The 25756-nt window shown below is 75.1% G+C and carries 27 protein-coding genes and 1 riboswitch; of the genes, 10 read left to right on the plus strand and 17 right to left on the minus strand.

All coding sequences use genetic code 11. The annotated features are described in order from the left end of the window. Nucleotides 1-53: 53 nt before the first annotated feature. On the plus strand, nucleotides 54-1865 hold the full coding sequence (locus JD78_RS08385; RefSeq protein ID WP_153362365.1) for an alkaline phosphatase D family protein: 1812 nt from the start codon (nucleotides 54-56) through the stop codon (nucleotides 1863-1865). 39 nt (nucleotides 1866-1904) lie between these two features. Here the strand turns inward: JD78_RS08385 and JD78_RS08390 are convergent, their stop codons facing one another. The 3 genes from JD78_RS08390 to JD78_RS08400 form a co-directional block, all read right to left on the minus strand. Then, a complete protein-coding gene (locus JD78_RS08390; protein WP_153362366.1) occupies nucleotides 1905-2342 on the minus strand; it encodes a hypothetical protein in 438 nt (145 codons plus the stop codon). A gap of 122 nt (nucleotides 2343-2464) precedes the next feature. Next, nucleotides 2465-3571 carry an NAD(P)-dependent alcohol dehydrogenase gene (locus tag JD78_RS08395; protein WP_153362367.1) on the minus strand — a complete coding sequence of 369 codons (1107 nt, stop codon included), beginning with the start codon at nucleotides 3569-3571 and terminating at the stop codon, nucleotides 2465-2467. A gap of 172 nt (nucleotides 3572-3743) precedes the next feature. Continuing rightward, nucleotides 3744-4094, minus strand: a complete 351-nt coding sequence (locus JD78_RS08400) for a hypothetical protein (RefSeq protein WP_153362368.1) — start codon at nucleotides 4092-4094, stop codon at nucleotides 3744-3746. A gap of 59 nt (nucleotides 4095-4153) precedes the next feature. On the opposite strand from JD78_RS08400, the gene JD78_RS08405 reads away from it, so the two are divergent. Then, the gene (locus tag JD78_RS08405; RefSeq protein WP_153362369.1) at nucleotides 4154-4738 is read left to right on the plus strand and encodes a hypothetical protein; all 585 of its coding nucleotides are present in this window, start codon (nucleotides 4154-4156) and stop codon (nucleotides 4736-4738) included. Between the two features lie 9 nt (nucleotides 4739-4747). On the opposite strand, the gene JD78_RS08410 is transcribed toward JD78_RS08405, so the two are convergent. Beyond that, the gene (locus JD78_RS08410; RefSeq protein WP_208104050.1) at nucleotides 4748-5848 is read right to left on the minus strand and encodes an SDR family oxidoreductase; all 1101 of its coding nucleotides are present in this window, start codon (nucleotides 5846-5848) and stop codon (nucleotides 4748-4750) included. Then, complete coding sequence (locus tag JD78_RS08415) at nucleotides 5805-6242, minus strand: TFIIB-type zinc ribbon-containing protein (RefSeq protein ID WP_166521082.1); 438 nt, start codon at nucleotides 6240-6242, stop codon at nucleotides 5805-5807. The genes JD78_RS08410 and JD78_RS08415 overlap by 44 nt, the downstream gene beginning before the upstream one ends. Before the next feature lie 51 nt (nucleotides 6243-6293). Between JD78_RS08415 and JD78_RS08420 the strand changes: the two genes are divergently transcribed. Then, complete coding sequence (locus JD78_RS08420; RefSeq protein ID WP_153362370.1) at nucleotides 6294-7367, plus strand: DUF3616 domain-containing protein; 1074 nt, start codon at nucleotides 6294-6296, stop codon at nucleotides 7365-7367. A 10-nt stretch (nucleotides 7368-7377) separates the two neighbouring features. On the opposite strand, the gene JD78_RS08425 is transcribed toward JD78_RS08420, so the two are convergent. From JD78_RS08425 to JD78_RS08435, 3 genes are all read right to left on the minus strand, one after another. Then, nucleotides 7378-8244, minus strand: coding sequence for a hypothetical protein (locus JD78_RS08425; protein WP_153362371.1), 867 nt, complete (start codon nucleotides 8242-8244; stop codon nucleotides 7378-7380). Nucleotides 8245-8289: 45 nt separating this feature from the next. Then, nucleotides 8290-9108, minus strand: coding sequence for an HDOD domain-containing protein (locus JD78_RS08430; RefSeq protein ID WP_243731002.1), 819 nt, complete (start codon nucleotides 9106-9108; stop codon nucleotides 8290-8292). Between the two features lie 68 nt (nucleotides 9109-9176). Continuing rightward, nucleotides 9177-11255, minus strand: a complete 2079-nt coding sequence (locus JD78_RS08435) for a putative bifunctional diguanylate cyclase/phosphodiesterase (RefSeq protein WP_153362554.1) — start codon at nucleotides 11253-11255, stop codon at nucleotides 9177-9179. A gap of 254 nt (nucleotides 11256-11509) precedes the next feature. On the opposite strand from JD78_RS08435, the gene JD78_RS08440 reads away from it, so the two are divergent. Continuing rightward, complete coding sequence (locus JD78_RS08440; protein WP_166521083.1) at nucleotides 11510-12685, plus strand: acyl-CoA dehydrogenase family protein; 1176 nt, start codon at nucleotides 11510-11512, stop codon at nucleotides 12683-12685. A gap of 7 nt (nucleotides 12686-12692) precedes the next feature. Beyond that, nucleotides 12693-13829: an acyl-CoA dehydrogenase family protein gene (locus tag JD78_RS08445; protein WP_166521084.1), complete on the plus strand. Its 1137-nt coding sequence runs from the start codon at nucleotides 12693-12695 to the stop codon at nucleotides 13827-13829. On the opposite strand, the gene JD78_RS08450 is transcribed toward JD78_RS08445, so the two are convergent. After that, nucleotides 13718-14503, minus strand: coding sequence for a universal stress protein (locus JD78_RS08450; RefSeq protein ID WP_153362472.1), 786 nt, complete (start codon nucleotides 14501-14503; stop codon nucleotides 13718-13720). The two genes, JD78_RS08445 and JD78_RS08450, sit on opposite strands and share 112 nt — an antisense overlap. Nucleotides 14504-14679: 176 nt before the next feature. On the opposite strand from JD78_RS08450, the gene JD78_RS08455 reads away from it, so the two are divergent. The 5 genes from JD78_RS08455 (at nucleotide 14680) to JD78_RS08475 (ending at nucleotide 19145) form a co-directional block, all read left to right on the plus strand. Further along, a complete protein-coding gene (locus tag JD78_RS08455; protein WP_166521085.1) occupies nucleotides 14680-15840 on the plus strand; it encodes an LLM class flavin-dependent oxidoreductase in 1161 nt (386 codons plus the stop codon). Beyond that, the gene (locus JD78_RS08460) at nucleotides 15837-16472 is read left to right on the plus strand and encodes an FMN reductase (RefSeq protein WP_153362471.1); all 636 of its coding nucleotides are present in this window, start codon (nucleotides 15837-15839) and stop codon (nucleotides 16470-16472) included. The genes JD78_RS08455 and JD78_RS08460 overlap by 4 nt, the downstream gene beginning before the upstream one ends. A gap of 150 nt (nucleotides 16473-16622) precedes the next feature. After that, nucleotides 16623-17441, plus strand: coding sequence for an alpha/beta fold hydrolase (locus tag JD78_RS08465; RefSeq protein WP_243731003.1), 819 nt, complete (start codon nucleotides 16623-16625; stop codon nucleotides 17439-17441). A 23-nt stretch (nucleotides 17442-17464) separates the two neighbouring features. Beyond that, complete coding sequence (locus JD78_RS08470) at nucleotides 17465-17965, plus strand: cation:proton antiporter regulatory subunit (protein ID WP_228395448.1); 501 nt, start codon at nucleotides 17465-17467, stop codon at nucleotides 17963-17965. Nucleotides 17966-17990: 25 nt separating this feature from the next. Then, nucleotides 17991-19145 carry a cation:proton antiporter gene (locus tag JD78_RS08475; protein ID WP_153362469.1) on the plus strand — a complete coding sequence of 385 codons (1155 nt, stop codon included), beginning with the start codon at nucleotides 17991-17993 and terminating at the stop codon, nucleotides 19143-19145. 46 nt (nucleotides 19146-19191) lie between these two features. On the opposite strand, the gene JD78_RS08480 is transcribed toward JD78_RS08475, so the two are convergent. From JD78_RS08480 to JD78_RS08510, 8 genes are all read right to left on the minus strand, one after another. Then, nucleotides 19192-19965: a serine hydrolase domain-containing protein gene (locus tag JD78_RS08480; RefSeq protein ID WP_424991693.1), complete on the minus strand. Its 774-nt coding sequence runs from the start codon at nucleotides 19963-19965 to the stop codon at nucleotides 19192-19194. A 32-nt stretch (nucleotides 19966-19997) separates the two neighbouring features. Further along, nucleotides 19998-20318, minus strand: coding sequence for a serine hydrolase (locus JD78_RS22125; RefSeq protein ID WP_243731005.1), 321 nt, complete (start codon nucleotides 20316-20318; stop codon nucleotides 19998-20000). 80 nt (nucleotides 20319-20398) lie between these two features. Beyond that, nucleotides 20399-21640 (minus strand): pre-mycofactocin synthase MftD, encoded by a 1242-nt coding sequence (gene mftD, locus JD78_RS08485; protein WP_153362354.1) that lies wholly within the window; start codon nucleotides 21638-21640, stop codon nucleotides 20399-20401. 143 nt (nucleotides 21641-21783) lie between these two features. Next, nucleotides 21784-22383, minus strand: a complete 600-nt coding sequence (locus JD78_RS08490) for a YceI family protein (protein ID WP_153362355.1) — start codon at nucleotides 22381-22383, stop codon at nucleotides 21784-21786. Between the two features lie 184 nt (nucleotides 22384-22567). Next, nucleotides 22568-23476: an aggregation-promoting factor C-terminal-like domain-containing protein gene (locus JD78_RS08495; protein WP_228395428.1), complete on the minus strand. Its 909-nt coding sequence runs from the start codon at nucleotides 23474-23476 to the stop codon at nucleotides 22568-22570. 20 nt (nucleotides 23477-23496) lie between these two features. Beyond that, nucleotides 23497-23631: riboswitch (cyclic di-AMP (ydaO/yuaA leader) on the minus strand. Nucleotides 23632-23819: 188 nt separating this feature from the next. After that, nucleotides 23820-24467 (minus strand): class I SAM-dependent methyltransferase, encoded by a 648-nt coding sequence (locus JD78_RS08500; protein WP_153362356.1) that lies wholly within the window; start codon nucleotides 24465-24467, stop codon nucleotides 23820-23822. Between the two features lie 66 nt (nucleotides 24468-24533). Then, the gene (locus JD78_RS08505; protein ID WP_153362357.1) at nucleotides 24534-25079 is read right to left on the minus strand and encodes a universal stress protein; all 546 of its coding nucleotides are present in this window, start codon (nucleotides 25077-25079) and stop codon (nucleotides 24534-24536) included. Between the two features lie 118 nt (nucleotides 25080-25197). Continuing rightward, nucleotides 25198-25719, minus strand: coding sequence for a DUF5709 domain-containing protein (locus JD78_RS08510; protein WP_228395429.1), 522 nt, complete (start codon nucleotides 25717-25719; stop codon nucleotides 25198-25200). Nucleotides 25720-25756 lie beyond the last annotated feature (37 nt).

Consider the following 25756-nt stretch of genomic DNA (forward strand, 5'->3'; position numbering starts at 1 on the left):
GGTGTTCACCTGGTGACCCTCGGGCGGTTGCCCCGGTCATCGACAGTCCCCGCATGTCCCTCGATGCCCCCCTCTCCCGACGCACCGTCTTCAAGGGCGGTGCCGCCGCGGCGGCCGCCGTCACCCTCGCGAGCCTCACGCCCGAGGCCGCCCGCGCCGCCGTGGCCGAGACCGCCCGCTCCGGCGTCTTCGGCTTCGGTGTCGCCAGCGGCGACCCCACCGCCACCGAACTGCTGATCTGGACCCGGGTCACGCCGACCCCCGAGTCGCTGCCCGGCAGCCGGCGCGGACCGGCCGTCCCGGTCCGCTGGGAGGTCGCCGCCGACGAGGCGTTCACCGAGATCGTGCGCAGCGGGAACGTCGTCGCCGACGTCAGCCGCGACCACACCGTGAAGGTCGTGGTGAACCGGCTGACCCCCTACACCCGCTACTTCTACCGGTTCACCTGCGCCGGGCAGACCTCCCCGGTGGGCCGCACCCAGACCGCGCCGGACGAGCCGGGGCAGACGCACGCGCTGCGCATGGCGTTCGTGTCCTGCAGCAACTACACCGGCGGGTACTTCACCGCCTACCGGGGCATCGCCGCCCGTGACGACCTGGACTTCGTGCTGCACCTGGGCGACTACCTGTACGAGTACGGCAACTCCCCGCGGGTGGCCGGCGCCACCGGCTCCGGTGACCGGTACGGGCCCAACGCCCTGATCGGCATCCGGGACCACGAGCCGGTGCACGAGATGGTGTCGCTGGAGGACTACCGGCTCCGGCACGCGCTGTACAAGACCGACCCGGACCTGCAGCGGGCCCACCAGCAGCACCCGTGGATCGTCATCTTCGACGACCACGAGATCACCAACGACGCCTACGACTTCGGCGCGGAGAACCACGAGCGGGACGACGACCCGGACTCCCCCTACACCGAGCCCGGCAAGCCCGACGGCATCAAGCCCGAGGGCGACTTCCTCTTCCGCCGGGCCAAGGCGTTCCAGGCCTACCTGGAGTGGATGCCGATCCGTGAGCCCGCGATGTGGCAGCCGCTGCCGAGCAAGGGCCGGCAGTTCTTCCGCCGGTTCAGCTTCGGCGACCTGGCCGAGCTGTCGGTGATCGAGACCCGGCAGAACCGCAGCGAGCAGGTGCCGGCCACGGTCGACGGCGCGGTCAACCCCGCGCTGGCCGACCCGCGCCGCCACCTGCCCGAGCCGCCGCAGCTGGACTGGCTGACCACGGGCCTGCGCACCGGGCGGACCGACTGGCACCTGGTCGGCAACCAGACGGTCTTCGCCCGGGTGTTCGCCGTCCCGCGGCCGGGCACCGTGCCCGGCTCGGTGTTCAACGCCGACCAGTGGGACGGCTACCAGGCCGACCAGCGCGCCGTGCTCGACGCGATGGCCGCCGCCGGCACCGACCCGGTCGTGCTCACCGGGGACATCCACTCCTCCTGGGCCAACGACCTCCCCACGGACGTCACTGCGTACCCGGCGAACGGCAACTCCGTCGGCGTGGAGTTCGTCTGCCCATCGGTGACCAGCAACGGCTTCAAGGAGGCCGTCGGCTCCGCGGCCGCGGCGACCGCGACCACGGCCGCGTTCCAGGCGGCCAACCCGTGGGTGCGCTACCTGGAGGGCATCGGCCACGGCTTCGTCGTCCTGGACGTGACGCCGGAGCGGGTGCAGGCCGACTACTGGTTCATCCGCAGCAACGGGGACAAGGGCCTGGCCGTCGACCCGCGGCTGGACCCGCAGGCGACCGTGGGCTACGAGACCTCGTTCGCCTCGGTCAAGGGCTCCCGGAAGATCAGCGGCCCGGTCGGCCAGCTGGGCGCCCGCAGCGACACCCCGCGCAGCGCCCGGGTGCCCGCCACCCGCTGACCCAGCGGCGGCTGACCGCCCCGGTTCCGGCCGGGGCGGTCAGCTCGCGGTCTGCCGGTCGTCGACGAGGTGGACGACCGGCAGACCGCAGGACCTCTCGATCTTCGCCGGCAGGTTGCCGCGCAGCCAGCGGGAGATGCCCAGCGGCAGGGTGGAGACGATCACCTCGTCGGCGGGCGCCCGGCCCAGCGCCAGGCGCAGCGCCTCCATCGCGTCGGGGTCACCGACCTCGCCGTCGGCCTCCCCGCCGAGCTCGCGGATCTCGGTGAGCGCCCGGTCCAGCCGCTGGCTGGCCAGCGCGTAGGCGCGCTCGTCCGACGACGGGCCGCTGCCGGCGGCGCCGGCCTGGTCGTGCACCGGGGTGGCGGGGACGACGACGTGGAACTGGTGCGGCCCGGCCGCGACCCGCTCCTGCACGGCGGCGAGGAGCTTCTCCCCGCCCAGGGTCTGGTTGGCGAGCACCAGGGTGCGTGGCATGGCGTGTTCCCTCCGGCGCTGGTGGGTGACCTGGGTCACGCTAGGCCGCCCCGGGTCCGCGCGGGTGGCCGGCGGACGTCGCGTGGGTGTCCACCGTGCGACGTCCGCCCGAGCCCCGGGTGTCAGTCCTGCGGCATGGTGATGACCGGCTTGACCACCGCGCCGCTGTACGAGGCCTCCATCGCCTCGCCGATCCGCTCCAGCGGGAACCGCTCCACCAGCTTGTCGATCGGGAAGCGGCCACTGGCGTGCAGGGCCATCAGCGCGCCGATGAGCGGCTCGCTGCGGCCGCTGCCGCCCAGGGTGCCGACGATGGTCTTGCCCCAGAGCGTGCTCATGTGGTCGGCGCTGAACTCCGCCCCGGCCGGCGCCCCGCCGATGAGGATCGCCTTCCCGCGCATGCCGACCGAGTCGATGGCCTGCCGGACGACCGGGACGATGCCGGTGCACTCCAGGGCGAAGTCCGCCGGTCCGCCGCAGATGTCGGCGATCGCCTGCACCGGGTCGGTCGTGCCGGCGTCGACCACCTCGGTGGCGCCCAGCTCGCGGGCCAGCCGCAGCCGGGACTCGTGCCGGTCGACGGCGATGATCGTGCTGGCCGCGGAGTTGCGCGCCGCCATGACCGCCGCCAGGCCCACCGTGCCGGCCCCGTAGACCACCAGGGACGCGCCGGGCAGCGGGCGGGCGGTGTGGAAGACCGCGCCGGCGCCGGTGGCCAGGCCGCAGGCCAGCGGCCCCATCAGGTCGACCGGCATGCCGTCGGGCACCGGCACCAGCGAGGTCGCCGTCGCCAGCGCGTGGGTGGCGAACGACGACTGGCCGAAGAACGCCCCGGCCAGCGGGTCGCCCCCAGCGGTCTTCAGGCCCGAGGTGCCGATCGGCCGGTGGCCGCTGAAGGCCAGCTCGCCCAGGTTGAGGCAGTACCGCGGTTCGCCGTCCAGGCAGTTGCGGCAGTGCCCGCACCACGGCCAGCCCATCACCACGGCCTGGCCCTCGCGCACGTTGCTGACCCCGTCGCCGACGGCGACGACCGTCCCGGCGCCCTCGTGGCCCAGCACGCCGGGCAGCGGGAACGGCATCTGCCCCTCCCGGGCCAGCCCGTCGGTGTGGCAGAAACCGGTCGCGGTGACCCGGACCAGCACCTCGCCCGGGCCGGGCTGGTCCAGCTCGAGCTCCCGGACGACGAACGGGGCGTCCGGCTGCTCGACGACCGCGGCGGTGACCTTCATGTGCACTCCCCGCACCGGGTCGGCCGACGGCGGCCGCGCCGGTGCGCCCGCGGACCGTCGCGCCGGCGGCGTCGCTGCCCCGGCGTGCCCGCAGTCTGCCCGCGGCGGGCGGGGAGCCGCTCACCGGATCGAGACGGCACCAGCGCCCGCGACATCCGTCCCGGGCGCACCGTCAGGAGCGGGTCGCGTCCAGCCGGTCGAGCAGGTCCTTCGCCGCGCGGCGGATCTCCTCGTGGTCGTTCTGCGACGCCCGCTGCTCGGCGTGGATCAGCGCCGCCCGGTTGACCTCCTCGAAGTCACCGTAGGGGAACCGGTGACGCCCCTTGGCGCCCTCGCCCTCGTCCGGGTCGACCGCCAGGTGCCACTCGGCGTAGCCCTGCTGACCCTCGTCCTCCCGCTCCTCGTTCTCCTCGCCGGTCGACGGCGCCGCGTCGGACCACGGGGTCTGGTCGTCGTACTGGCCGGCGTCGATCAGCTGCTGGGCGTGGCGGACCCCGGCGTCGTCCACTCGGTAGTTCGGCATGCGGCGCCCCTACCCGCCTCTCCCCCGGTGATCACCCGGAGATGGGCGATCATGGCCCGGTGAACGGCACCGACGACACCTCAGCGACCGTTCCCCTGCCCACCCGCCGGGCGGTCCTGCTGCCGCCGGTGGACCCGGCGACGGCGACCGGGCTGCTGCAGGCCACCGGGTGCGGCGGCTGGCTCGTCCCGGAGCCGGGCGGGGCCACCGTGTTCACCGGCGAGGTGCTCTCGGCCGGGGCGCTGGCCCGCGCGCTGGGGCACGGCGCCGGGAGGCCGGACGGGGTGCTGCTGTGGGCCGACCCGTCCGGGCCGGAGGCGGGCTTCGTGCTGCTGCACCGGGGCGACGTCGTCACCGCGCACAGCTGGACGACGTCCGGCGCCGGTGAGCTGGGTGAGCCGGCCCTCGCGGCGCGGGCCACCGGCCGGCCCGGGGTGGAGCCGGCGCTGCGCGACCTGCTGGCCCGCCCGGCGGCCGACCCGCTGGCCCACCTGCCCGAGCTGGCCGACCTGTTCGGGGTGCCGGCGGCGGTGCTGCCGCTGCTCACCGCGGCCGCGCTGCCCACGGGCTCGGTGCGCGTGCCCGTGGCGCCGCGGCGCCCGGGCCGGCTGCGCAGCCTGCTCGGCGGCGTCCGCCGCCGGTGACCAGGCCGCTCAGCGCAGCGGCGGGATCACCTTCCGGTCCGCCAGCTGCCGGAAGAGCTCGGTGAACCGCTCCTCGGTGTCCAGGCAATCGGCGAACCCGGCCTGCCGCAGCTTGATCGTGGAGCTGACGTTGTCGAAGCCGCTGGTGACGATGAACTGCCCGAACTCCCAGCCGACCAGGTCCTCGTACGGGGTGGGCACCAGGTCGTGCCGGGCCACGAGCCGCTCCCAGACGTCCCGCCGGTCGGCCATCGCCTCGGCCAGCGGCACCGGCTGGGGCTCGGCGGAGTCCATGCCGAACGCGCGGGCGAACGCCGGGAACAGGTGCCGCCAGCGCAACTGGTCGCCGTTGGTCACGTTGTAGACCTCGCCGTCCGCGGCCGGCTCGCCCCCGACCCAGGCGGTGGCCCGGGCGAGCAGCTCCGCGTCGGTGACCTGGTACAGGGCGTCGTAGGCGGCGAGGCTGCCCGGGAAGCGCAGCGGCTGGCCGAGCTCCCGGCTGATCGCGGCGTAGACGGCGATGACCATGAGCAGGTTCATCGGGTTGCCGACGGCGTAGCCGATCACCCCCTCCGGCCGCAGCACGGTGAGCCGGAACCCGCGCTCGGCGGCGACCTCGCGGAGCAGGTCCTCCTGGTCGTAGTAGAAGTTCGGCTGGACGATCCGCGGGTCGGTCTCCTTGGCCGGGGTGTTGAAGAACCCCATGTGCGCGCCGTAGGCCTTGCCGCCCTGGTACAGGGTCACGTGCTCCAGCGGTGCGCCGGCGGTGGCGAGCCCGTCGAGGGTGTGGCGGAGCATCCCGACGTTGACCTCGGACAGCTCCCGGGCGGTCGGCTGCTCGGCGTAGGCGCCGAACACCAGGTGGGTGGTGTCGGCGGCCGCGGCGAGGCCGTCGCGGGCCGCGTCGGCGTCGCGCAGGTCGACGGCCAGGTGCTCCCAGCCGGCCTCCCGCGGCGTGCGACGGCTGACCCCCGCACCCGCCAGCCCGGCCGCCGGGCGTACTCGGCGGCGGCGTGCGCCCCGATCACCCCGCCCGCGCCGGTGACCAGCACGCTGCCCTGCTCGCTCATCCCACTGCCCCTCGGTCCGCCGTCCGTCCGGGGCCTCCATGCCCGCCGACGCGACGGTGAACCGCACAGCCGAAGAGCTCGCCGATCAGCGACTTCTTCTTGCGGGACTTCGAGTAGCCGTGGCCCGAGCCGTGCCCGGAGCTGCTGGCGCGCACCTGGCCGAGCACCTCGCTGACGACGGCGCCCAGCGAGCCCGCCTGCTGCCCCGGGTACTGACCGGACTGGTGCTGGCCGGACTGGTGCTGGCCGGACTGTGGCGCGGAGGCGGGCCGCTGCGGCGCGCCGTCGTGCCAGGCGTTCTCCGCGTCGACCAGCCGCTCGAGCTCACCACGGTCCAGGAAGATGCCGCGGCAGTCGGCGCACTGGTCGACGTGCACGCCGTTGCGCTCGTAGGTGCGCATCGATCCCTGGCACTTCGGGCAGACGAGGTCCATGCGCGGCCAACGGTGGCCAGCACCGCCGGGTTCCCGTGCCAGGGTGACCGGGTGAGCATCGAGCGCACCGTGCGGCTGTCCTTCGGTTCCGCCTCCCGCGAGGCCACCACCCACACCAACCTCTCGGCGGTCCGCAGCGACGGCCCGGTGCTGTGGGTGGCCGGCGACGAGACCGCGACGATCGAGCGGCTGGTGGCCGACGACGCGGCGCACCCCACCGGCTACGGCGAGGAGACGACGTTCCGGCTGGCCGACCTCGTCGACCTGCCCGGGGACGCCGCGGAGGAGGCCGACATCGAGGGGCTGGCCCGCGCCGGGGACTTCCTGTGGGCGGTGGGGTCGCACAGCCTGCGGCGGAAGCGGATCAAGGACAAGCACGAGGGCGACAAGGCGCTGCGCCGCCTCGGGAAGGTGAGCGGGCAGGCCAACCGGCAGGTGATCGTGCGGCTGCCGGTCGCCGACGTCGGCGGCCTCCCGACCCTCGTCCCCGAGCTGACCGTCGACGGCGCCCGGCACGTGGCGGCGGTGTTCGGCGTGACCGGTCCCGACCTCCGCGACCTGCTCGCCGACGACGAGCACCTGGCGCCGTTCCTGCCCATCCCGGGCAAGGACAACGGGCTGGACGTCGAGGGCATCGCGGTGGCCGGTGAGCGCGTGTACCTCGGGCTGCGCGGGCCGGTGCTGCGCGGCTGGGCCGTGGTCCTGGAGCTGCGCCCCGAGCCCGACCCGGCGGAGCCCGGGCGCCTGCTGCTCCAGCCGTTCGCCGATGGCCGCCCGTACCGCAAGCACGTGCTCGACCTCGCCGGGCTGGGCGTCCGCGACCTCTGCCCGCACGGAGACGACCTGCTGGTGCTGGCCGGCCCGACGATGGACCTCGACGGCCCGGTGCACGTGTTCCGCTGGCACCGGGCGCTGACCGCGGAGACCGCGCAGGTGGTCCGGGGTGAGCAGCTCACCCGCGAGGTCGACCTGCCCTTCGGCGTCGGCGACGACCACGCCGAGGGGATCGGGCTGCTGCCTGGCGACGACGCGCGGCTGCTGGTGGTCTACGACAGCCCGGCGCCGTCCCGGCTGGACGACGCCGGGGGCGTCACCGCCGACGTCGTCCGGCTGCCCGCACGCTGACCCCGGGCGCTCAGGCTCCCGACCCGAGCGTGGCGACCGTCGCCCGCACCTCCGCGGCGGTGGCCGGCTCGACCGGCAGCGAGGCGAGCAGGGTCGGCACCTCCTCCGGGAGCAGCCCCTCGGCGAGCAGCAGCTCCAGCAGCCGGTCGGCCTGGGCCGGCGGCACCGGCAGGGTCAGCCCGGACTCCCGGACGGCGGCCTCGGCGAGGAACAGCGCGCCGGCGAGGTCGTCGCGTGCCGGGTCGGGCGCGGGCGGTGCGGGCGCGGCGGCCCGGGTGACCGCCTCCGCGGCCCGCACCAGCGACAGCGGCAGCCCCTCGGCCTCCACCTGCACCAGCGGTGCGCTGCCTATGGCGGCGAGCACGAGGTGCTCGGCGTCGATGCGCAGCGGCGCCTCCCACTCCCCCACGCGGACCACCTCGACCAGGTCCCGGCCGTCCTCGCCGAGCTCGTCGAGCAGCTCCGCCCACGCCGCCGCACGGGTGTCCCGGGCGCGTTCGGCGGCGAGCACGCACGTCTCCAGGGCGAACGGCTCGACCACCTCCCGGTCGAACCGCTCGGCGATGAGCGTGCCGTCGGCGGTCACCGCGTTCAGCGCGTCCTGGAAGCTGCCCGGGCGGGCGTCGCCCAGCTCCAGCCGGCCGTCCTCCTCGCCGGACAGCGGCTGCCCGGTGATCGCGCGGGCGCCGATGGTCAGCCCGGTCGTCACCACCCGGCCGCGGACGCGCAGGTGGTGCGGCTGGTCGGACAGGCCCACCGCCCAGGCGCACGCCTCGGCGATCAGCGCCCCGGCGCGCTCCCGCAGCACCTCGCGCGCGAGCAGGGCCATGAAGTCCGGGCCGAAGGAGGCGGGGCCGAAGGAGGTCGCGTCGAACACGCCCTCCACTGTCCCCCCGGCCGGCGCGGCACGCCCGCGTGCGGCTCAGCCGAGCAGGGCGCTGCGCAGCTCCTCGGCGTCGGTGCGCACCTGGGACAGGATCGGCTGCACGTCCCGCTCCCGCAGCTGCCCGCAGGTCAGCGCGGTGATGTTCTGCTCCTCGTGGTCGTCGTCGGTGAGCCGCGCCCCGACCTCGAAGGCGGCCCGCAGCAGCGCGCCGGCGAACGAGCCGAGGTCGTCGACCTGCTTGAGCGGGGTGACCATGTCCGGCGGGAAGCCCCACTGCTCCAGCGCCACCGAGGTCAGCCGCAGCGCGGAGATGCCGTACTGCTGCACCTCCGCCGTCCGCCGGCCGGTGAACGAGCGGTGGCCCGCCCACAGCTCCGCGTAGCCCTCCGGGTCGTTGTGGTGCAGCAGGGCCACGCCCATCTGGGCCAGCAGCCCCTGGCACAGCGCGTCCTGCGGGCGCTCGGCGAACCGCGGGGCCAGCGTCGAGGCGGCCAGCGCCACGGTGGTGCTCAGCTGCCAGAAGTCCTCGGGCAGCCGCGACTCGTCGTCCAGGTCGGTGAGCGCGACGGTGGCCATGGTGCGCACGGTGGCGAAGCCGATCACGGTGACCGCGAACTGCAGCGAGGTGACCCGGCCGCGCATCCCGTAGAAGGCGGAGTTGGCCAGCTTCATCACCCGCCCGGCCAGCGCGACGTCCGCGCTCAGCACGTGCGACAGCTCCGCGGCGCTGGCCTGCTCGGAGTTCGCCACCGAGACGATCTGCGCCGCCACCGGCCGCTGGGCGGCCATCGTGTCGATGCTGGCCAGCACCCGCTCCAGGTCGAACATCGGCGCGGCGGCGAGGGGGGTGGTCACGAGGGCTCCAGGTCGAGCGGTCGGGGCGGGGCCGGCGGTACGGGGTGAGCGGGTCGTTCGCGAGGCGGTCACCGTTGGCCGGCCGCGGCGAACCAGGCGGTCGCCTCGGCGGCGGCCAGCGGGGCGGCCAGGCTGAACCCCTGCAGGTAGGTGGCGCCGAGCTCGGCGAGCAGGCGGGCCTGCGCCGGGGTCTCCACGCCCTCGGCGACCGTGCACAGCCCCAGGTTGTGCGCCAGCGCGATCACCGCGGAGGTGATCTCGGCGTGCCCGTCGGCGAGCTCGGCGACGAAGGACCGGTCGACCTTGAGGCAGTCGACGGGCAGGTGCCGGAGGTAGGCCAGCGACGAGTAGCCGGTGCCGAAGTCGTCGATGGAGATCTGGCACCCCAGGTCGCGCAGCGCCTGCAGCACCTCCCGGGCGGACGCCGGGTCCTTCATCAGCGCCGACTCGGTGATCTCGATGGAGAGCCGGTCGGCCGAGAGCCGGTGCCGGCGCAGCGCGGAGGCCACGTGGTCGTGCAGGTTGCCGTCCAGCTGGAGGGCGGAGACGTTGACGTGCGCGCGGCGCGGCGCGGCGGCGCCCAGCTCCCGGTCCCACTCGGCGAGCTGCCGGCAGGTCTCGTCCAGGACGAGCAGCCCGAGGGCGGCCACCAGGCCGCTCTCCTCGGCCAGCGGCACGAAGACGCCGGGGCTGATCGAGCCACGCTCGGCGTGCTGCCACCGGGCGAGGGACTCCACCGACGTCGCGGTGCCGACGACGGCGTCGAAGATCGGCTGGTACATCAGGGTGATCTCGCGCCGCTCGATCGCCGACCGCAGCTCGGCGACCAGCCGCAGCTTGTCCCGGGCCTGGGCACGCGCGTCGGAGTCGAGCACGGTGATCCGGCCCTTGCCGCCGGTCTTCGCCTGGTACATGGCGATGTCGCAGTCGCGGATCAGCTCCTCGGCGGCCTGGTGCTCGGCGGTCTGCACGGTCACCCCGACGCTCGCCTGGGGCCGCAGGTCCACCCCGCCCAGGCGGACCGGGCGGCGCAGCTGCGTCCCGATCCGCTCGGCCAGGGCGACGGCGTCGGCCTCGCTGACCTGCTGGCAGACCACCACGAACTCGTCACCACCGAAGCGGGCGACCAGGTCCCCGGGGCGAACGGTGGCCCGCAGCCGGGCGGCCACCTCGACCAGCAGCTCGTCGCCGGCGGCGTGGCCGAGGGAGTCGTTGACGACCTTGAAGTTGTCCAGGTCGAGGAAGATGCAGGCCAGCCCACCGGTGCCCGGCACGAACCAGGTGGTGACGTGGTCGGCCAGCAGGGTGCGGTTGGGCAGCCCGGTCAGCGGGTCGTGGTTGGCCTGGTGCGCCAGCCGGGCCTCGAAGGCCAGCCGCTCGGTGATGTCCTCGATGGTGCCGACGAAGCCCGCGCCGACGCCGGGGGTGAACAGGTGCGCGAAGCGGATGACGGTGGTCAGCTCGGTGCCGTCGGGGCGGACCAGGCGGGCCTGGGCCTCCCCCTCGCTGCCGTCCTCGCCGCCGAGCAGCACCGCGGTGGCCTGCTCGATCACCTCGTCCAGGTCCTCGGGGTGGACGACGTCGAGCCAGCCGGTGCCCAGCAGCTCCTCGGCCTGCTGCCCGGCGAGGGCGCAGAACGCGTCGTTGACGTGAGCCAGCCGCATGCCCTGCTCGGAGAGCAGCGTCGGGACGGGTGAGCGTTCGGTGAGGGTGGCGAAGCGCCGCTCGTGGGCGTCGGCGGTCGCCCGCAGCGCCCGTTCCTGCTCGTTCGAGGTCGCCGCCAGCCGCAGCGTCCAGCGCCGGCCGCCGGGCGCCGGGACGGCGGAGACCGAGCACTCCAGCGACTCGCCGCTGGCGCAGCGCACCGGCAGGGTCATCACGACGGCGCGCTCGCGGCGCAGCAGCAGACGCAGCTCCCCGCCCTGCAGCGCGGGCAGCAGCTGGTCGACCGGGAGGGCCCGCAGGTCCTCCTGCGCGTAGCCGAGGACCGCGACGGCCTTCTCGTTGCTCCAGCCCACCCGCGCGACCCTGCCGGCGCGCTCCACGACCAGGATGGCGCTGGAGGAGCTGACCGACACGCCGTGGAAGACCGCCGCGACCACCTCCGGCGAGGGCTGCTCGCCCACCACCGGTGCTCTGGCTGCCACGACGTCCCCCGATCTGCTCCGGACCCGGTACCGCGCCCTGACCTCACCCTCGTCCTCCGGCCACCGGCTCTCCAGCCGATCCGGGTCCGGTTCCCCCCTTCGGGCGGGGTGGCCCGGCGCCCGCGCACGGGCGGTCACCGCCCCCGGACCCGCGACCGGGCGCCCGGAGGACCCGCGGTTACCGGCCGGTAGCCGGTGTGGGATGTTGGGACCCACGTCACAGACGGCAGAGTCGCCGTCGGGAAGGGGGCCCCATGCGCTTGCACCTGTCACCGGAGGACGCGGCCTTCCGCGACCAGCTGCGCACCTTCTTCACCACCTCGGTGCCGCAGTCGATCCGGGACGCGGTCGCGGCCCACCGGGAGCTGACCAGGGAACAGTTCGTCGAGGCCCAGCAGGTCCTCAACGCGGCCGGCCTCGCCGTGCCGCACTGGCCGGTCGAGTGGGGCGGCCGGGACTGGACCCCGCTGCAGCGCCACATCTGGCGCGAGGAGATGCAGCTGGCCGGCGTGCCGGAGCCGCTCGCCTTCAACACCAGCATGATCGGCCCGGTCATCGCGACCTTCGGCTCGCAGGAGCAGAAGGAGCGCTTCCTGCCCGCCACGGCGAACCTGGACATCTGGTGGTGCCAGGGCTTCTCCGAACCCGACGCGGGCTCCGACCTCGCCTCGCTGCGCACCACCGCCGTCCGCGACGGCGACGACTGGGTGGTCAACGGGCAGAAGACCTGGACGACGCTGGGCCAGCACGCCGACTGGATCTTCTGCCTGGTCCGCACCGACCCGACGGCGGAGAAGAAGCAGCGCGGCATCTCGCTGCTGCTGTTCCCGATGGACACCCCGGGGGTCACCCTGCGGCCGATCGAGCTGCTGGACGGCGGGTTCGAGGTCAACGAGGTCTTCTTCTCCGACGTCCGGGTGCCGCACGAGCTCCTCGTCGGTGAGGAGAACCGGGGCTGGGACTACGCCAAGTTCCTGCTCGGCAACGAGCGGGTCGGCATCGCCCGGATCGGGTCGACCAAGCGGATGCTCGCCGAGGCCAAGGAGCACGCCCGGCAGATCACCGTCGCCGGTGCACCACTGGCGGAGGACCCGTACCTGCGGGCCCGGATCGCCGAGCTGGAGAACGAGCTGCTCGCCCTGGAGCTGACCGCGCTGCGCGTGGTCGCCAACTCCGCCGACGGCAAGCCGCACCCGGCGTCCTCGGTGCTCAAGCTGCGCGGCTCGGAGCTGCAGCAGGCGGCCACCGAGCTGCTGGTCGACGTCGCCGGCCCGCTGTCGGTGGCCTCCTTCGCCGCCGACGGCTCCGACGTGCCGGAGTGGGCGCAGGTGGCCACCCCGTCGTACCTGAACTACCGCAAGGTCTCCATCTACGGGGGCTCCAACGAGGTGCAGCGCACCATCATCGCCGGCTCGATCCTGGGGTTGTGAGGTCACCGTGGAGTTCAGCTACGACGACGAGCAGAACGGTCTGCGCGAGGCGGTGCGCGGGCTGCTGGAGCGCGCCTACGGCGACAGCGAGCAGCGACGCTCGGTGGTCGCCACCGAGCCCGGCTTCGACGAGAAGACCTGGAGCCGGCTGGCCGAGATGGGGGTCCTCGGGCTCCCGTTCGCCGAGGCCGACGGCGGGATGGGCGCCGGCCCGGTGGAGGTGTCGGTCGTCGCCGAGGAGATCGGCCGGGTGCTCGCGCCCGAGCCGTTCGTGGAGGCGGTCGTCCTCGCCGGTGGCCTGGTCGCGGACCTGGGCACCGACGCCCAGCGCACCGAGGTGCTCGGCGGGCTCGCCGAGGGCGTCCTGGTGCCGACCTTCGCGCACGCCGAGATCGGCACCCGCTGGGAGCCGGTCGCCCGGTCGGTGACCGCGACCCGGGACGGCGACGGCTGGACGCTGACCGGCGTCAAGGAGCCGGTGCCGAACGGTGCCCGCGCCGACGTGCTCGTGGTCAGCGCGGTGACCGAGGGGGCCACCCGGCTCTTCCTGGTGCCGGGCGACGCTGCGGGCCTGACCCGTACCGGACACCGCAACCACGACGGCACCCGGTCGGCCCGGGTCGAGTTCGCCGACACCCCCGCCCAGTTGCTCGGCGAGGACACCGGGGACCGGACCGCGACCATCGAGAAGGCGCAGGCCCGGGCCCGGGTGGCCTACGGGCACGAAGCGCTGGGCGCGATGGAGACGGCGCTGACCACGACCGCGGAGTACCTCAAGGCGCGCAAGCAGTTCGGCGTCCCGCTGAGCAGGTTCCAGGCGCTCACCTTCCGCGCGGCCGACATGTACGTCGCCCTGGAGCTGGCCCGCAGCACGGTCATGTGGGCGACGCTGGTGGTCGACGCCGACGGCGACGTGGTCGCCGCCGCCGACCGGGCCCGGCTGCAGGTCAGCCGGGCCGGCCGGCACATCGGCAAGGAGGCGATCCAGCTGCACGGCGGGATCGGGGTGACCGCGGAGTACTCCGTCGGCCACTACACCTCCCGGCTCACCGCCCTGGACCACCTGCTCGGCGACGGCGACTGGGCGCTGTCCCGGCTCGCCGCGTCGGTCGACGCCCACCCGACGGTCGACCCGCTGGCCTGAGCCGCCGACGGACCTGCCGGCCCCGCTCCCCCGGCCGGCAGGTCCACGGCCGGTGGGCCGGCCAGCAGCACCGGCGTCGTCGCCTGGCGGGCCACCTGCTCCGCCACGCTGCCCAGCACCCGCCGGGACAGCCCCCGCCCACGGCGGCCGAGCATCAGCAGGTCGGCGCCCTCGGCCCGGGCGACGTCGACCAGCACCTGGCTCGGCCGGCCACAGCCGATCTCCAGCACCGGATCGGCGTCGGCCCCCAGCCAGCGGGCCCGCTCGGCCAGCAGGTCGTCCGCCGCGGCGCGGACCTCGGCGTCGTCGAACTCGGCGACGTCGGGGTCGACGACGGTGACCAGCACGAAGCGCGTCCCGGACCCGCCCAGCAGCCGGGCGGCGTCCCGCACCGCCTGGTCGGACTCCGCCGACCCGTCCACCGCGACGACGACGGTGCGCGCCACGCCGCCGGGGTCCGGGTCGTCCCCCCGGGCCGTGCGGCGGTCGAGCACGACGACGCCGTGCCGCCCGCGTTCCGCGGCGATCGGCAGGAAGAGCGGCCCGAGGACCACGCCCGGCAGCCACCACCGTGCGGTGCGGTGGCCCTGCCGGCCGAGCAGCACGACGACCGCGGTGACGCCGGCGGAGACCCAGACGGCGAGGACGACGAGCACCCAGAGGAAGGTCGACATCCCTCCACGGTCCCGGCCCGGCCGAGGGTGCGGGGGTGCGAGAGGTCCTCCGCCTGAGGGACCTCCGTCCCGGCTCGAGCGGCAGCCCCGAGCGGGAATGCACCGGGGGGCGGTACGGTTCCACCGGCCAGTAGTTGCACTCTCAACCAGTGCGGCTCAGACGAGAGGGGCACGCCATGCAGTTCGGGGTCTTCACGGTCGGCGACGTCACGCCCGACCCGACGACGGGTCGCACGCCGACCGAGGCCGAGCGGGTGAAGTCGCTGATCGCGATCGCGCTGAAGGCCGAGGAGGTGGGCCTCGACGTGTTCGCCCAGGGCCAGCACCACAACCCGCCCTTCGTCGTCTCCTCCCCCACCACCACGCTGGGCTACATCGCGGCGAAGACCGAGAAGCTCGTGCTGTCGACGTCCACGACGCTGATCACCACCACCGACCCGGTGAAGATCGCCGAGGACTTCGCCACCCTGCAGCACGTCGCCGACGGCCGCGTCGACCTGATGATGGGCCGGGGCAACACCGGTCCGGTCTACCCGTGGTTCGGCAAGGACATCCGCGACGGCATCCCGCTGGCGGTGGAGAACTACCAGCTGCTGCGCCGGCTGTGGCGCGAGGACGTGGTGAACTGGGAGGGCCGGTTCCGCACCCCGTTGCAGGGCTTCACCTCGACCCCCCGCCCGCTGGACGGCGTCCCGCCGTTCGTCTGGCACGGGTCCATCCGCAGCCCGCAGATCGCCGAGCAGGCCGCGTTCTACGGCGACGGCTTCTTCCACAACCACATCTTCTGGCCGGCCGAGCACACCCAGCGGATGGTCGAGTTCTACCGCCGCCGCTTCGAGCACTACGGCCACGGCAGCGCCGACCAGGCGATCGTCGGGCTCGGTGGTCAGGTGTTCATGCGGAAGAACAGCCAGGACGCGGTCGCCGAGTTCCGCCCGTACTTCGACAAGGCCCCGGTCTACGGCGGTGGCCCGTCGCTGGAGGAGTTCAGCAGCCAGACCCCGCTCACCGTCGGCTCCCCCGAGCAGGTGATCGAGCGGACCCTGGGCTTCCGCGACTACGTCGGTGACTACCAGCGCCAGCTGTTCCTCATCGACCACGCGGGGCTGCCGCTGAAGACGGTGCTCGAGCAGCTGGACATCCTGGGCGAGGAGGTCGTGCCGGTGCTCCGGAAGGAGTTCGCCGCGCTCAAGCCGGCGCACGTGCCCGACGCGCCCACCCACGCCAGCCTGGTCGCCGCCGCCGGCGGGGCGCGGATGAGCACCGGGTCCGACACCACCGTGCACGCCACGGACGACGTCACCGGGCGGACGGTCGAGGCAGGAGCCCAGGCATGACCACCCGCACCGGCACCACGAGGACCCTCGCGGTGGTCAGCGCCGGGTTGAGCACCCCCAGCTCGACCCGGCTGCTGGCCGACCGGCTCGCCACCGCCACGGTGGCGGCGCTGCGCGAGCGCGGCGACGACGCCACCGTCGAGGTCGTCGAGCTGCGCGGGCACGCCCGCGACCTGGCCGACCACCTGACCACCGGCTTCGCCAACGCCGAGCTGCAGGCGACGATCGACACCGTCACCGGCGCCGACGGGCTGATCGCGGTCACGCCGGTCTTCAGCGCCAGCTACAGCGGCCTGTTCAAGACGTTCTTCGACGTCCTGGACAAGGACGCGCTGATCGGGACGCCGGTGCTGCTGGGCGCGACCGCCGGCACGGCGCGGCACTCGCTGGTCGTGGAGTACGCCCTGCGGCCGCTGTTCGCCTACCTGCGGGCGGCGCCGGCGCCCACCGGCGTCTTCGCCGCCTCGGCGGACTGGGCCGGGGGCGGCATCGACCGGTCGCTGGCCGACCGGGTCGAGCGGGCCGCGGGCGAGCTGGCCGGGCTGGTCGCCGGGCGGCCGGCCGGCGTCCGCCCCGCCGACCCGTTCGCCGACCCGGCCACCTCCTTCGAGGAGCTGCTCCGGGGGCAGTGAGCCCGCGCTCGTCGCGGCTGGTGCCGTCGGGCAGGATCCGGGGATGACCCCGCCGACGTGGTTCGCCCCGACGTGGTTCAGCCAGGCCCTGGCCGACGTCCCCGAACACCTCGACGTCGTGGTGGCCGGCGCCCGGGTGCACGCGCGTGCATGGGGCCGCCGGGCGCGCCGGGGGTGGTGCTGGTGCACGGCGGCGCCGCCCACTCGGGCTGGTGGGACCACATCGCCCCTCAACTCGCAGCCCCTCAACTCGCGGCTTCTCAACTCGCAGCCCCTCAACTCGCGGCCCCTCGGCTCACCGGGCACCGGGTGGTCGCCCTGGACCTCTCCGGCCACGGCGACAGCGAGCACCGCACCGACTACGACCCGCTGCTGTGGGCCCGCGAGGTGGTGGCGGTCGGCGCGGCCGCCGGCCTGGACCGGCCGGTGGTGATCGGGCACAGCATGGGCGGCTGGGTGGCGGTCACCGCCGCGGTCGAGCACCCGGCCGACGTCGGCGGGGTCGTGGTCATCGACTCCCCGCTCAACGACGCGCCCCCGGACGAGGCCCGGCTGCGCGAGCGGCGCCGTCCGCACCCGGTGCACCCCACGCTGGAGGCGGCGATGGCGCGGTTCCGCACCCTGCCGCCGCAGGAGGTGTACCTGCCCTTCGTCCGGGACCACGTCGCCCGCGGGTCGCTGCGCGCCGTCGACGGCGGGTGGACCTGGGCGTTCGACCCGGACTTCTTCGGCACCCGGCTGCGCCTGCGCGACCTGCTCCCCCGGCTGCACCGGCCGGCCACCCTGCTCCGCTGCGCGCACGGCCTGGTCACCGCCGCGATGGCCACCGAGATGGCCGGGCTCAGCCCGGGCCCGTTGCCGGTGGTCGAGCTGCCCGACGCCGGGCACCACCCCATGCTCGACCAGCCGCTGGCGCTGGTCGCCGCGCTGCGCACCCAGCTCGCGCTGCGTCCCCCGCCCGCGCGCTGACCACGGGCTGCCACGATGGGCCGGTGACGGTGAGCCCCGTGGAGTTCGTCGAGACGCTGCTGCCCGGCGTCGGTGTCCGGTACGAGCTGACCACCCGGGCCGGCCAGCCGGTCGGCATCGTGGTCCGCCGGGAGGGCTCGGTGGAGCTGGTCTTCTACGACCGGCGCGACCCCGACCAGGCCCGCGAGGTGCTGCAGCTGGACGCCGACGAGGTGGCCGCGGTCGCCGAGGTGCTCGGCGCCCCGCGGGTCACCCAGCGCTTCGCCGACCTCTCCCGGGAGGTGCCGGGGCTGGAGTCCACCCGGGTCACCGTGCCCGCCGGGTCGCCGTACGCCGGGCGACCGATGGGCGACACCCGCGCCCGCACGCTGACCGGCTGCTCGATCGTGGCGCTGGTCCGCGGCAGCGACGTGGTCACCGCGCCCGGGCCGGAGCAGCTGCTCCAGGTGGGCGACGTGCTCGTGGTGATCGGCTCCGGCCCCGGCCTCGCCGCGTTCGCCGCGCTGGTCACCGGCCAGTCCTGAGGCCAGGGCAGTGGAGGACGGCGCGGTGGAGCACGTCGCAGCGCTCCTGGTCGAGCTCGGGCTGCTGTTCCTCGGCCTGTCCGCCCTCGGCCTCCTCGCCCGCCGCCTGGGGCTCTCCCCCATCCCGTTCGTGCTGCTGGCCTCGCTCGCGCTCGGTGAGGGCGGGATCGCCCCGCTGAGCACGGCGGAGCCGTTCCTGGAGGCGGCCGCCGAGATCGGCGTGGTCCTGCTGCTGCTCGCGCTCGGGCTGGAGTTCTCGGCCGCCGAGCTGTTCGGGTCGCTGCGCCGCCACGGCCCGTCCGGGCTGGTCGACCTGCTGCTCAACGCACCACCGGGGTTCGTCGCCGGGCTGCTGCTGGGGCTGCCCTGGCAGGGGGCGCTGGCGATGGCCGGCGTCACCTGGATCTCCTCCTCCGGCATCGTCGCGCGCCTGCTCGGCGACCTGGGCCGGCTGGGCAACCGGGAGACCCCCGCCGTCCTCTCGGTGCTGGTGCTGGAGGACGTCGCCATGGCGCTGTTCCTCCCGCTGCTGGTGGTGGCGCTGGCCGGCGGCGGGCCGCTGCAGGCGGCCGCCGGGATCGCGCTCGCCGGTGGGGCCGTGCTGCTCGTGCTGCTGGCCGCGAGCCGGCACGGGCACCGGCTGGGCCGGGTGCTCGACCACCCGGACGACGAGCAGGTGCTGCTGCGGCTGTTCGGCCTGACCCTGCTGGTCGCCGGCCTGGCACAGGCGCTGGGCGCCTCGGCCGCGGTCGGCGCCTTCCTGGTGGGCATCGCCGTCCCCGCTTCGCTGGCCGACCGGGCCCGCGCGGTGCTCTCCCCGCTGCGTGACCTGTTCGCCGCGACGTTCTTCGTCGCCTTCGGGCTCTCCACCGACCCCGGCGCCCTGCCGCCGGTGCTCCCGGCGGTGCTGCTGCTGGCGCTGGTCACCACCGCCACCAAGCTAGGCACCGGCTGGTTCGCCGCCCGCCGGGACGGCGTCGCGGTGCCCGGCCGGCTGCGCGCCGGGGCCGCCCTGGTGGCCCGCGGGGAGTTCTCCGTGGTGATCGCCGGGCTCGCGGTCACCGCCGGGCTGACCGACGTCGGGCCGCTGGCCACCGGGTACGTGCTGGTGCTGGCGGTGGCCGGCCCGCTGCTCGCCCGCTTCGTCGAGCCGCTGTCCGCCCGGTTCCGGCCCGCCTGAGCTCGGCGATCGCCGGTGGCGGCCTGCGGCGCCGCGAGCAGCGGCGTCACAGGCAGCGGTGCAGTGCACGCCAGAAGGCACCCAGGTCGTCGTCCGGGCCGCCGTACCCGCGGGTGGTCAGCAGCACGGCCACCAGGTCGCGCGCGGGATCGGCCCAGCCGGTGGTCCCGGTGCCACCGTCCCACCCCCAGCCGCCGGGCAGGCCGTCGTCCACCCGCACGCCGATCTGCAGCCCCCAGGACACACCGGCGGGCAGGAAGTCACCGGCGGTCTCCCGCTGCCGCCCGGTCAGCGACGGGGTGGTCAACACGGCGACCGAGCCGGGCGTCAGCACCGGCCCCCCACCGTCGGCGAGCGCCGCGAGGAAGGCCAGCACGTCCCCGGCGGTCGCGACCAGCCCGGCGGCCAGGCCCTCGAACACCGGCGGCCGGGCCGCGATCCCGTCGGCGCCGTCCAGCAGGGCCAGGTCTGCCCCGTCGGGGAGGTAGGCGGCGGTCAGCCGCCGGGCGTCGCGGGCCCGGAAGCCGGTGTCGCGCAGCCCGAGGGGGCCGGTGACCCGCTCGGTGAGCACGGTGCCCAGCGGGCGGCCGGCGGCGCGGGCCAGCAGCACGGAGAGGACGTCGGTGCAGGCGTGGTAGAGCCAGCGCTCCCCCGGCTGGGCGGCCAGCGGCAGCCCGGCGAGCCGGGCCAGGTACTCCTCGGGGTCGAGCTGGGGCGAGAACGGCCCGGCCCCGAGGCCGCGCTCGACGGTCGCCACGTCCAGCGGGCTGCCGTCGAACAGGGCGCCGAAGCCCGCGGTGTTGGTCAGCAGGTCGCGCACGGTGATCTCCCGCGCCGCGGGCACGGTGTCGGTCAGCGGCCCGCCGGGGCGGCGAGCACCCGGAAGCCGGCCAGCTCGGGCAGCCACCGGGTCACCGGGTCGGCCAGTGCGAGCACCCCGTCCTCGGCCAGGGCGAGGGTCAGCACGCCGGCGTAGGGCTTGGACAGCGAGGAGAGCCGGAACAACGAGTCCGCGGTGACCGGGTCCCGGCCACCGCGGACCAGGCAGCCGCCGGTGCGCACCTCGGTGGTGCCGCGGTGCCGGACGGCGGCGGCGTACCCGGGCAGCCGGCCGTCGGCCACCCGCTGCTCGAGCACCGACCACACCGTGACGAAGCGGGACAGCGAGCACATGAGCGGCCTCCTCGGCGACCGGGCGGGTCTCCTGCCCACCCAGACCGCCGTGCCACCCGGAACTCATCGCCCGGGCAGGCTCAGCCCCGGCCGCCCCGGTGCCGCGCGGGGACGCTCTCCACCGGCGCGTCGGCGACCTGGTCGACGCCGAGGTACCGCTCGAAGCCGGGCGGGACGACGACGTCGTCGCGGCAGAGGTCGGCGACCGACTCCCGGCCGAGGCCGACCATCGCCGAGCCGAGGCCGTCACGCATCAGGTCGAGCACGTTCTCCACCCCGGCCTGCCCGTTGGCCGCCAGGCCCCACAGGTAGGCGCGACCGATCATCACCGCCTTCGCGCCCAGCGCGAGGGACTTGGCGACGTCGGAGCCCCGCCGGATGCCGCCGTCGAGCAGCACCTCGACCTGGTCACCGACGGCCTCGGCGATCGCCGGCAGCGCCCGGATGGAGGCGGGCGTGCCGTCGAGGTTGTTGCCGCCGTGGTTGGAGACGGAGATGGCGCTGACCCCGGCGTCGACGGCGCGCTTGGCGTCGTCGACCCGCATGACGCCCTTCAGCATGAACGGCTTGTCGGCCCCCCACAGCTCCCGCAGCCAGGCGACGTCCTCCCAGGTCGGCATCGGCGACTGCATCCACATGCCGTAGGCCTCGAAGAAGGTGGGCGCCGGGTCACCGGGGTTCGCCACCATGTTCGGCACGGTGAGGTCGGGCAGCTTCTTGGTCTTCGCGAACTCCCACAGCCAGGCGGGCTTCAGCGCCACCTGCGGGGCGTAGCGCCGCACCGCCTCCAGGTTGATCCGCTCCGGGATGAACGGGCTGCCCCAGTCCCGGCCGTAGGAGAACGACCAGTCCAGCGTGGCGATCAGCCCGGCCGCCCCGGCCCGGCGCGCCCGCTCGACCTTGGCGGCCATCAGGTCGCGGTCACCGACCCAGTAGAGCTGGAAGAAGGTCTGCGGGTTGGCCGCGATGACCTCCTCCATCGGCTTGCTGGCCATCGACGACAGCCCGATCGCGGTGCCCCGGGCCGCCGCGGCACGGGCGACGGCGACCTCGCCGTCGGGGTTGACCGCCTGCACGCCGGTCGGGCTGATCAGCACCGGCAGCGAGATCTGCTGACCCATCACCGTGGTGGCCGTCTGCCGCCCGTTGGCCAGCCCGGCGGTGTGCGGGGCGAACCCCAGTTCGGCGAAGGCGGCCAGGTTGTCGTCGACGGTCACCCCGCGCTCGGAGCCGGCGACCAGCGCCCCGTAGACGCCCTTCGGCAGGCGGCGCTTCGCCCGCCGCTGCGCCTCGGCCACCGTCTCGAACCACGCGTTCGCCATCTGCGCACTCCCCTGCTGCTCGGACCGGGGACGCCGTCGTCCCCGGGTGCCCGGCGGAGGACCACCGGTGGCACTGAGTGCCAGGCTAGCGAGGAACAGTGGTCCGCGACACACCTCTTCCGCGTGCCGGAGGGGACTGAGCGTCAGGCCGTCCGGATCACCGAGACGTCGAACTCCACCTGGATGCGGTCGCTGACCAGCACGCCACCGGTCTCCAGCACGGCGTTCCAGGTGAGGTCCCAGTCGCTGCGCTTGATCGCCAGCGCTCCCTCGAAGCCGACCCGGGTGTTGCCGAACGGGTCCAGCGCCGAGCCGGTGAGGGTGAAGTCGACGTCGACCGAGCGGGTGACGTCCTTGATGGTCAGGTCGCCGGTGACCCGGTAGACCTCGTCGTCGACCTGCTGCACGGCGGTCGAGTCGAAGCGCATCTCCGGGAACTGCTCGACGTCCAGGAAGTCCGCCGAGCGCAGGTGCGCGTCGCGGTCGGGAGCCCCGGTGTCGATGCTGGCGGTGCGGATGCGCAGCGAGACGCTGCTCGCACCCGGGTCGCCGGTGTCGAGGTGCGCGGTGCCGGCGAAGTCGGTGAACGCGCCGCGCACGGTCGTCACCATCGCGTGCCGCGCACGGACGCCGATGCGGGTGTGCGCGGCGTCGACGACGTAGTCGCCGGTCACGTCCGCCAACGCGGCGGTCGCGGCGTCGAAGTCCGAGGCCGCGGGCTCGGGTGCCCGGTGCTTGCCCACGGTTCAGTCCTCCTGGTCGGGGTGGTCCACCCGGTGATCCTGTCCGATGGGGACGACATTCTGGCAGGGCGGTGCCGGACTCGGCACACCAGGAGGGACCGCCCGGTGCGGGCGGCCCCTCCTGGGCGGTGCTGGTTGGTTCAGGAGCAGGTCGAGCGGGAGCAGTCGATCAGGAGCGGGTCGATCAGTACCAGCCGGCGGACTGCGACTGCGACCACGCGCCGCACGGCGAGCCGTAGCGGTTGTTGATGTAGATCAGGCCGGCGTCGATCTGCCGGTAGCCGTCGGAGGTCTTCGCGATCCCGGTGCCCTTCCAGGTGGAGTCCAGGAACTGCGGGATGCCGTAGGCGGTGCTGCGCGGGTTCTGCGCGTTGGGGTTCCAGCCGCTCTCCTTGCCCCACAGCTTCTCCAGGCAGGAGAACTGGCCGGAGTCACCGCCGAGCTTCGACAGCGCGTACTCCTGGTAGGAGCCTGCGGGCGCGGCGGCGGCCGGGGCCGGGGCGGACGAGCCGCCGCCGGAGGACCGGGGGGCGGACTGCGACCGCTGGGCGGCGGCGGCCCGCTCGGCCTTGCGGGCCTCCTCGGCCTGACGCGCCTCCTCGGCCAGCCGCGCCTCCTCGGCCAGCCGGGCCTCCTCGGCGAGCCGGGCCTCCTCGGCCAGCCGGGCCTCCTCGGCCAGCCGGGCCTCCTCGGCGGCCACGGCGGCGGCCTGCACCTGCTGGGCGGCGACCTCGGCCTCCTGCCGCTGGCTGCGGTCGGCCGCCAGCTCGCCGAGCCGGTCACCCACCTCACCCTCGGCGACGACCGTGCTGGCGTGCTCGGCGGTGAGGCCCAGCTGGGTGGCGATGCTCACCGGCTCCGGCGCGGCGGTGGCCTCGGCGTCGGTCTGCCCGCTCACCGCGACGTTCACCAGGACCGCGCCGACCGCAGCGGCGGCCAGGTACATCGCCGGCCGGCGCAGCCCCGTCGGGGGTGCCAGGCGGCGGGAGCTCTTCGCGGCGCCGACGGGCAGGACCGCGGTGGGCAGGCCGTCGTCGGCGGGCACGGCCGCGTCGTCCAGGGCGTCGTCGTGCGGGGTGGTGCGGGGGGACATGGAGGAGGGGGCTCCTGGGCTCTTCCGTGGCCGCCTACCGGGTTAGCTGACGGATTCGGGCGGGAAGACGCCCTACCCGGCCGGGCACGTGCCCGGGCGGGATTCACCCCAGTGCTGCGGTGGGTCCCCGGATCGCTGCGGGCAGCGACTCGGCGGCACCCGGCGCGGGCTCCCCGGATGGGGACGTGACGTCCGGCCGGACCGGCCCAAGGTAAGGCCCGTGACGACCTCGTGACAACGCCAGGCGGCCAGTTCGTCGGGATCTGCCACGACTCCCCTGGTCAGCGCGGTGTGACTCGCCCCGCACGCCCCGCTCGTCACGCGAGCACCGGGCGCCCGGACCTCAGGGCAGCCGCCAGACCGTCGTCCGGCGGACCTCACCGCCGTCGGCGTCCGGGACGTCGTGCACGGCGGCCGGGAGCAGCCCCTCGCGGGGCAGGTAGGCACGGCCGGGGTCACCGAGCAGCACCGTGGCGCCGCGCAGCCAGTGGGCGCCCAGGTAGGGCAGCACCCGGGCGGTCATGTCGCGGTCGTAGCAGACGTCCCCGGCCAGCACGACGTCGACGTCCGGCCCGTCCTCGCCCAGCACGTCACCCACCACCTCGATCCCCCTGACGCCGTTGAGCTCGGCGTTCAGCGCGATCGCGGTGTGGGAGTACGGGTCGACGTCACTCGCGATGACGTGCGCGGCGCCGGCCTTCAGCGCCGCCACGGCGACCAGCCCGCTCCCCGCGCCGAGGTCCAGCACGCGCCGGCCGGCGACGAGCTCCGGGGAGTCCAGGACGTGCCGGGCCAGCGCCTGGCCACCGGGCCAGGCCGCCGCCCAGAACGGCGGGTCCTGGCCGGCGCCGCCGGCCTCGGTCTCCATCGCCTCCCAGAGGGCGACGACGTCGTCGGCGACGTGCAGCTGCACCTCGGGGATCAGGGTCGGCCGCGCCACCCGGGTGTGGGCCTGCAGGAAGGACGGCGGGACGCGGTCGGGGGCGGACACCCCGACAGTGGACACCCGCCCGTCCGCCCGCGGACCACCGGGGTGCGCCCGGTCCGGGCGCTGCGCTCAGTCCTTGCGGTCGCTCCGCACCACGGTGACCGGGCACGGCGCGTGCCGGGTGACCTGGTCGCTGGTCGAGCCCAGCAGCAGCCCGGCGAAACCGCCGCGGCCGCGGGCGCCCACCACCAGCAGGTCCGCGTCCCGGGCGGCGGCGATGAGCGCCTTCACCGGCGCGGTGTGCGCGACGTGGCAGCCGACCCCCGCGGCGCGGTCCCGGCCGAGCGCGGCCACGACGTCGGCCTCCAGGTCGGTCTGGACCGCCTTCTCGTAGTCCTCCATCGGCGGCACGTAGCCCGGCGACCAGCTGGCCGGCTGCGGCGCGGTGGCGATCCGCCAGGCGCGGACGACGTGCAGCGGCCACCCGGCCCGCTCGGCCAGCCCCGCCGCCCACTGGAGCGCCTCCTGGGCACACCCGGAGCCGTCGTGGCCCACGACGACCCCGCCACCGACACCACCGTCGACCGCCGCGGTCGACGCTCCCTCGGAGGTCCCGGCCATGGCCTCGTCGACCTCCGCTGCCAGCGCGTCCCGCGTGCCGCCCTGCTCCGTCACCGTGTCCTCCTGTCCGTGCCCGTCCCGCGCCGCCCCAGGCGGCCGGACCCCCACCCTGGCGCACGGCGCCGCCGCGCGCACAGTGCCGGAGGTCCCGACGGTCCGTGCCCCGCCCGGCTCAGCGCGCGTCCCGGACGACGTGCACCGCGGCCTCCTCCGCCGACGCCCCTCCCCCGTCGACGCCCTCGTCCTCCGCGTACAGCTCGTCCTCCGTGTCGACCACGCCGTCGTCGTCGTCGGCCAGCCGGCCTGCGCGGTCGTCGCCGACCTCGTCGTCGCGCAGCTCCCCGTCGGTGCCGGCGTCGTCGCCCAGCCCGTCCCCCTCGTCGTCGGCCCCCTCGTCGTCGGCCCCGCCGTCCCGGAGCTCGCGGGCCAGCCGGCCGGAGAGGCTCTCGCCGGCCTCCTCGCGCTCGGTGGTGCCCCAGCCGGTCGACACCCACGGCCGGTCCGGCGGTGACCAGCCGGCGGTGTCGTCGTCGGCGTCCGGCTCGAGGGTGTCCGAGACGGCGGCCACGGTCGCCGGGTCGGTGCCGTCGTGGTGGGTGCGCATGGCTGCCTCCGGGGGCTGGGCGGCGCTGACGGCGGCAGCATGCTCCCGCACGGCCGGGTGCACCAGGGCCTCCAGGAGCGGGTCTCGCATCGCGGTGGCCGCCGTCCTGCTCTTGACTGATCACCAG

Origin of the sequence: Modestobacter roseus, from assembly GCF_007994135.1 — a bacterium.
Taxonomy (GTDB): domain Bacteria; phylum Actinomycetota; class Actinomycetes; order Mycobacteriales; family Geodermatophilaceae; genus Modestobacter; species Modestobacter roseus.

What these genes read in the sequence shown, in the direction of transcription:
- JD78_RS08395 (WP_153362367.1), bottom strand. Translation starts at nt 3,571, where the DNA reads ATGAAGGTCACCGCCGCGGTCGTCGAGCAGCCGGACGCCCCGTTCGTC.
- JD78_RS08385 (WP_153362365.1), top strand. Translation starts at nt 54, where the DNA reads ATGTCCCTCGATGCCCCCCTCTCCCGACGCACCGTCTTCAAGGGCGGT.
- JD78_RS08450 (WP_153362472.1), bottom strand. Translation starts at nt 14,503, where the DNA reads ATGTCGACCTTCCTCTGGGTGCTCGTCGTCCTCGCCGTCTGGGTCTCC.
- JD78_RS08460 (WP_153362471.1), top strand. Translation starts at nt 15,837, where the DNA reads ATGACCACCCGCACCGGCACCACGAGGACCCTCGCGGTGGTCAGCGCC.
- JD78_RS08410 (WP_208104050.1), bottom strand. Translation starts at nt 5,848, where the DNA reads ATGGAGGCCCCGGACGGACGGCGGACCGAGGGGCAGTGGGATGAGCGA.
- mftD (WP_153362354.1), bottom strand. Translation starts at nt 21,640, where the DNA reads ATGGCGAACGCGTGGTTCGAGACGGTGGCCGAGGCGCAGCGGCGGGCG.
- JD78_RS08455 (WP_166521085.1), top strand. Translation starts at nt 14,680, where the DNA reads ATGCAGTTCGGGGTCTTCACGGTCGGCGACGTCACGCCCGACCCGACG.
- JD78_RS08465 (WP_243731003.1), top strand. Translation starts at nt 16,623, where the DNA reads ATGGGGCCGCCGGGCGCGCCGGGGGTGGTGCTGGTGCACGGCGGCGCC.
- JD78_RS08390 (WP_153362366.1), bottom strand. Translation starts at nt 2,342, where the DNA reads ATGCCACGCACCCTGGTGCTCGCCAACCAGACCCTGGGCGGGGAGAAG.
- JD78_RS22125 (WP_243731005.1), bottom strand. Translation starts at nt 20,318, where the DNA reads ATGTGCTCGCTGTCCCGCTTCGTCACGGTGTGGTCGGTGCTCGAGCAG.
- JD78_RS08495 (WP_228395428.1), bottom strand. Translation starts at nt 23,476, where the DNA reads ATGTCCCCCCGCACCACCCCGCACGACGACGCCCTGGACGACGCGGCC.
- JD78_RS08440 (WP_166521083.1), top strand. Translation starts at nt 11,510, where the DNA reads ATGCGCTTGCACCTGTCACCGGAGGACGCGGCCTTCCGCGACCAGCTG.
- JD78_RS08415 (WP_166521082.1), bottom strand. Translation starts at nt 6,242, where the DNA reads ATGGACCTCGTCTGCCCGAAGTGCCAGGGATCGATGCGCACCTACGAG.
- JD78_RS08510 (WP_228395429.1), bottom strand. Translation starts at nt 25,719, where the DNA reads ATGCGAGACCCGCTCCTGGAGGCCCTGGTGCACCCGGCCGTGCGGGAG.
- JD78_RS08400 (WP_153362368.1), bottom strand. Translation starts at nt 4,094, where the DNA reads ATGCCGAACTACCGAGTGGACGACGCCGGGGTCCGCCACGCCCAGCAG.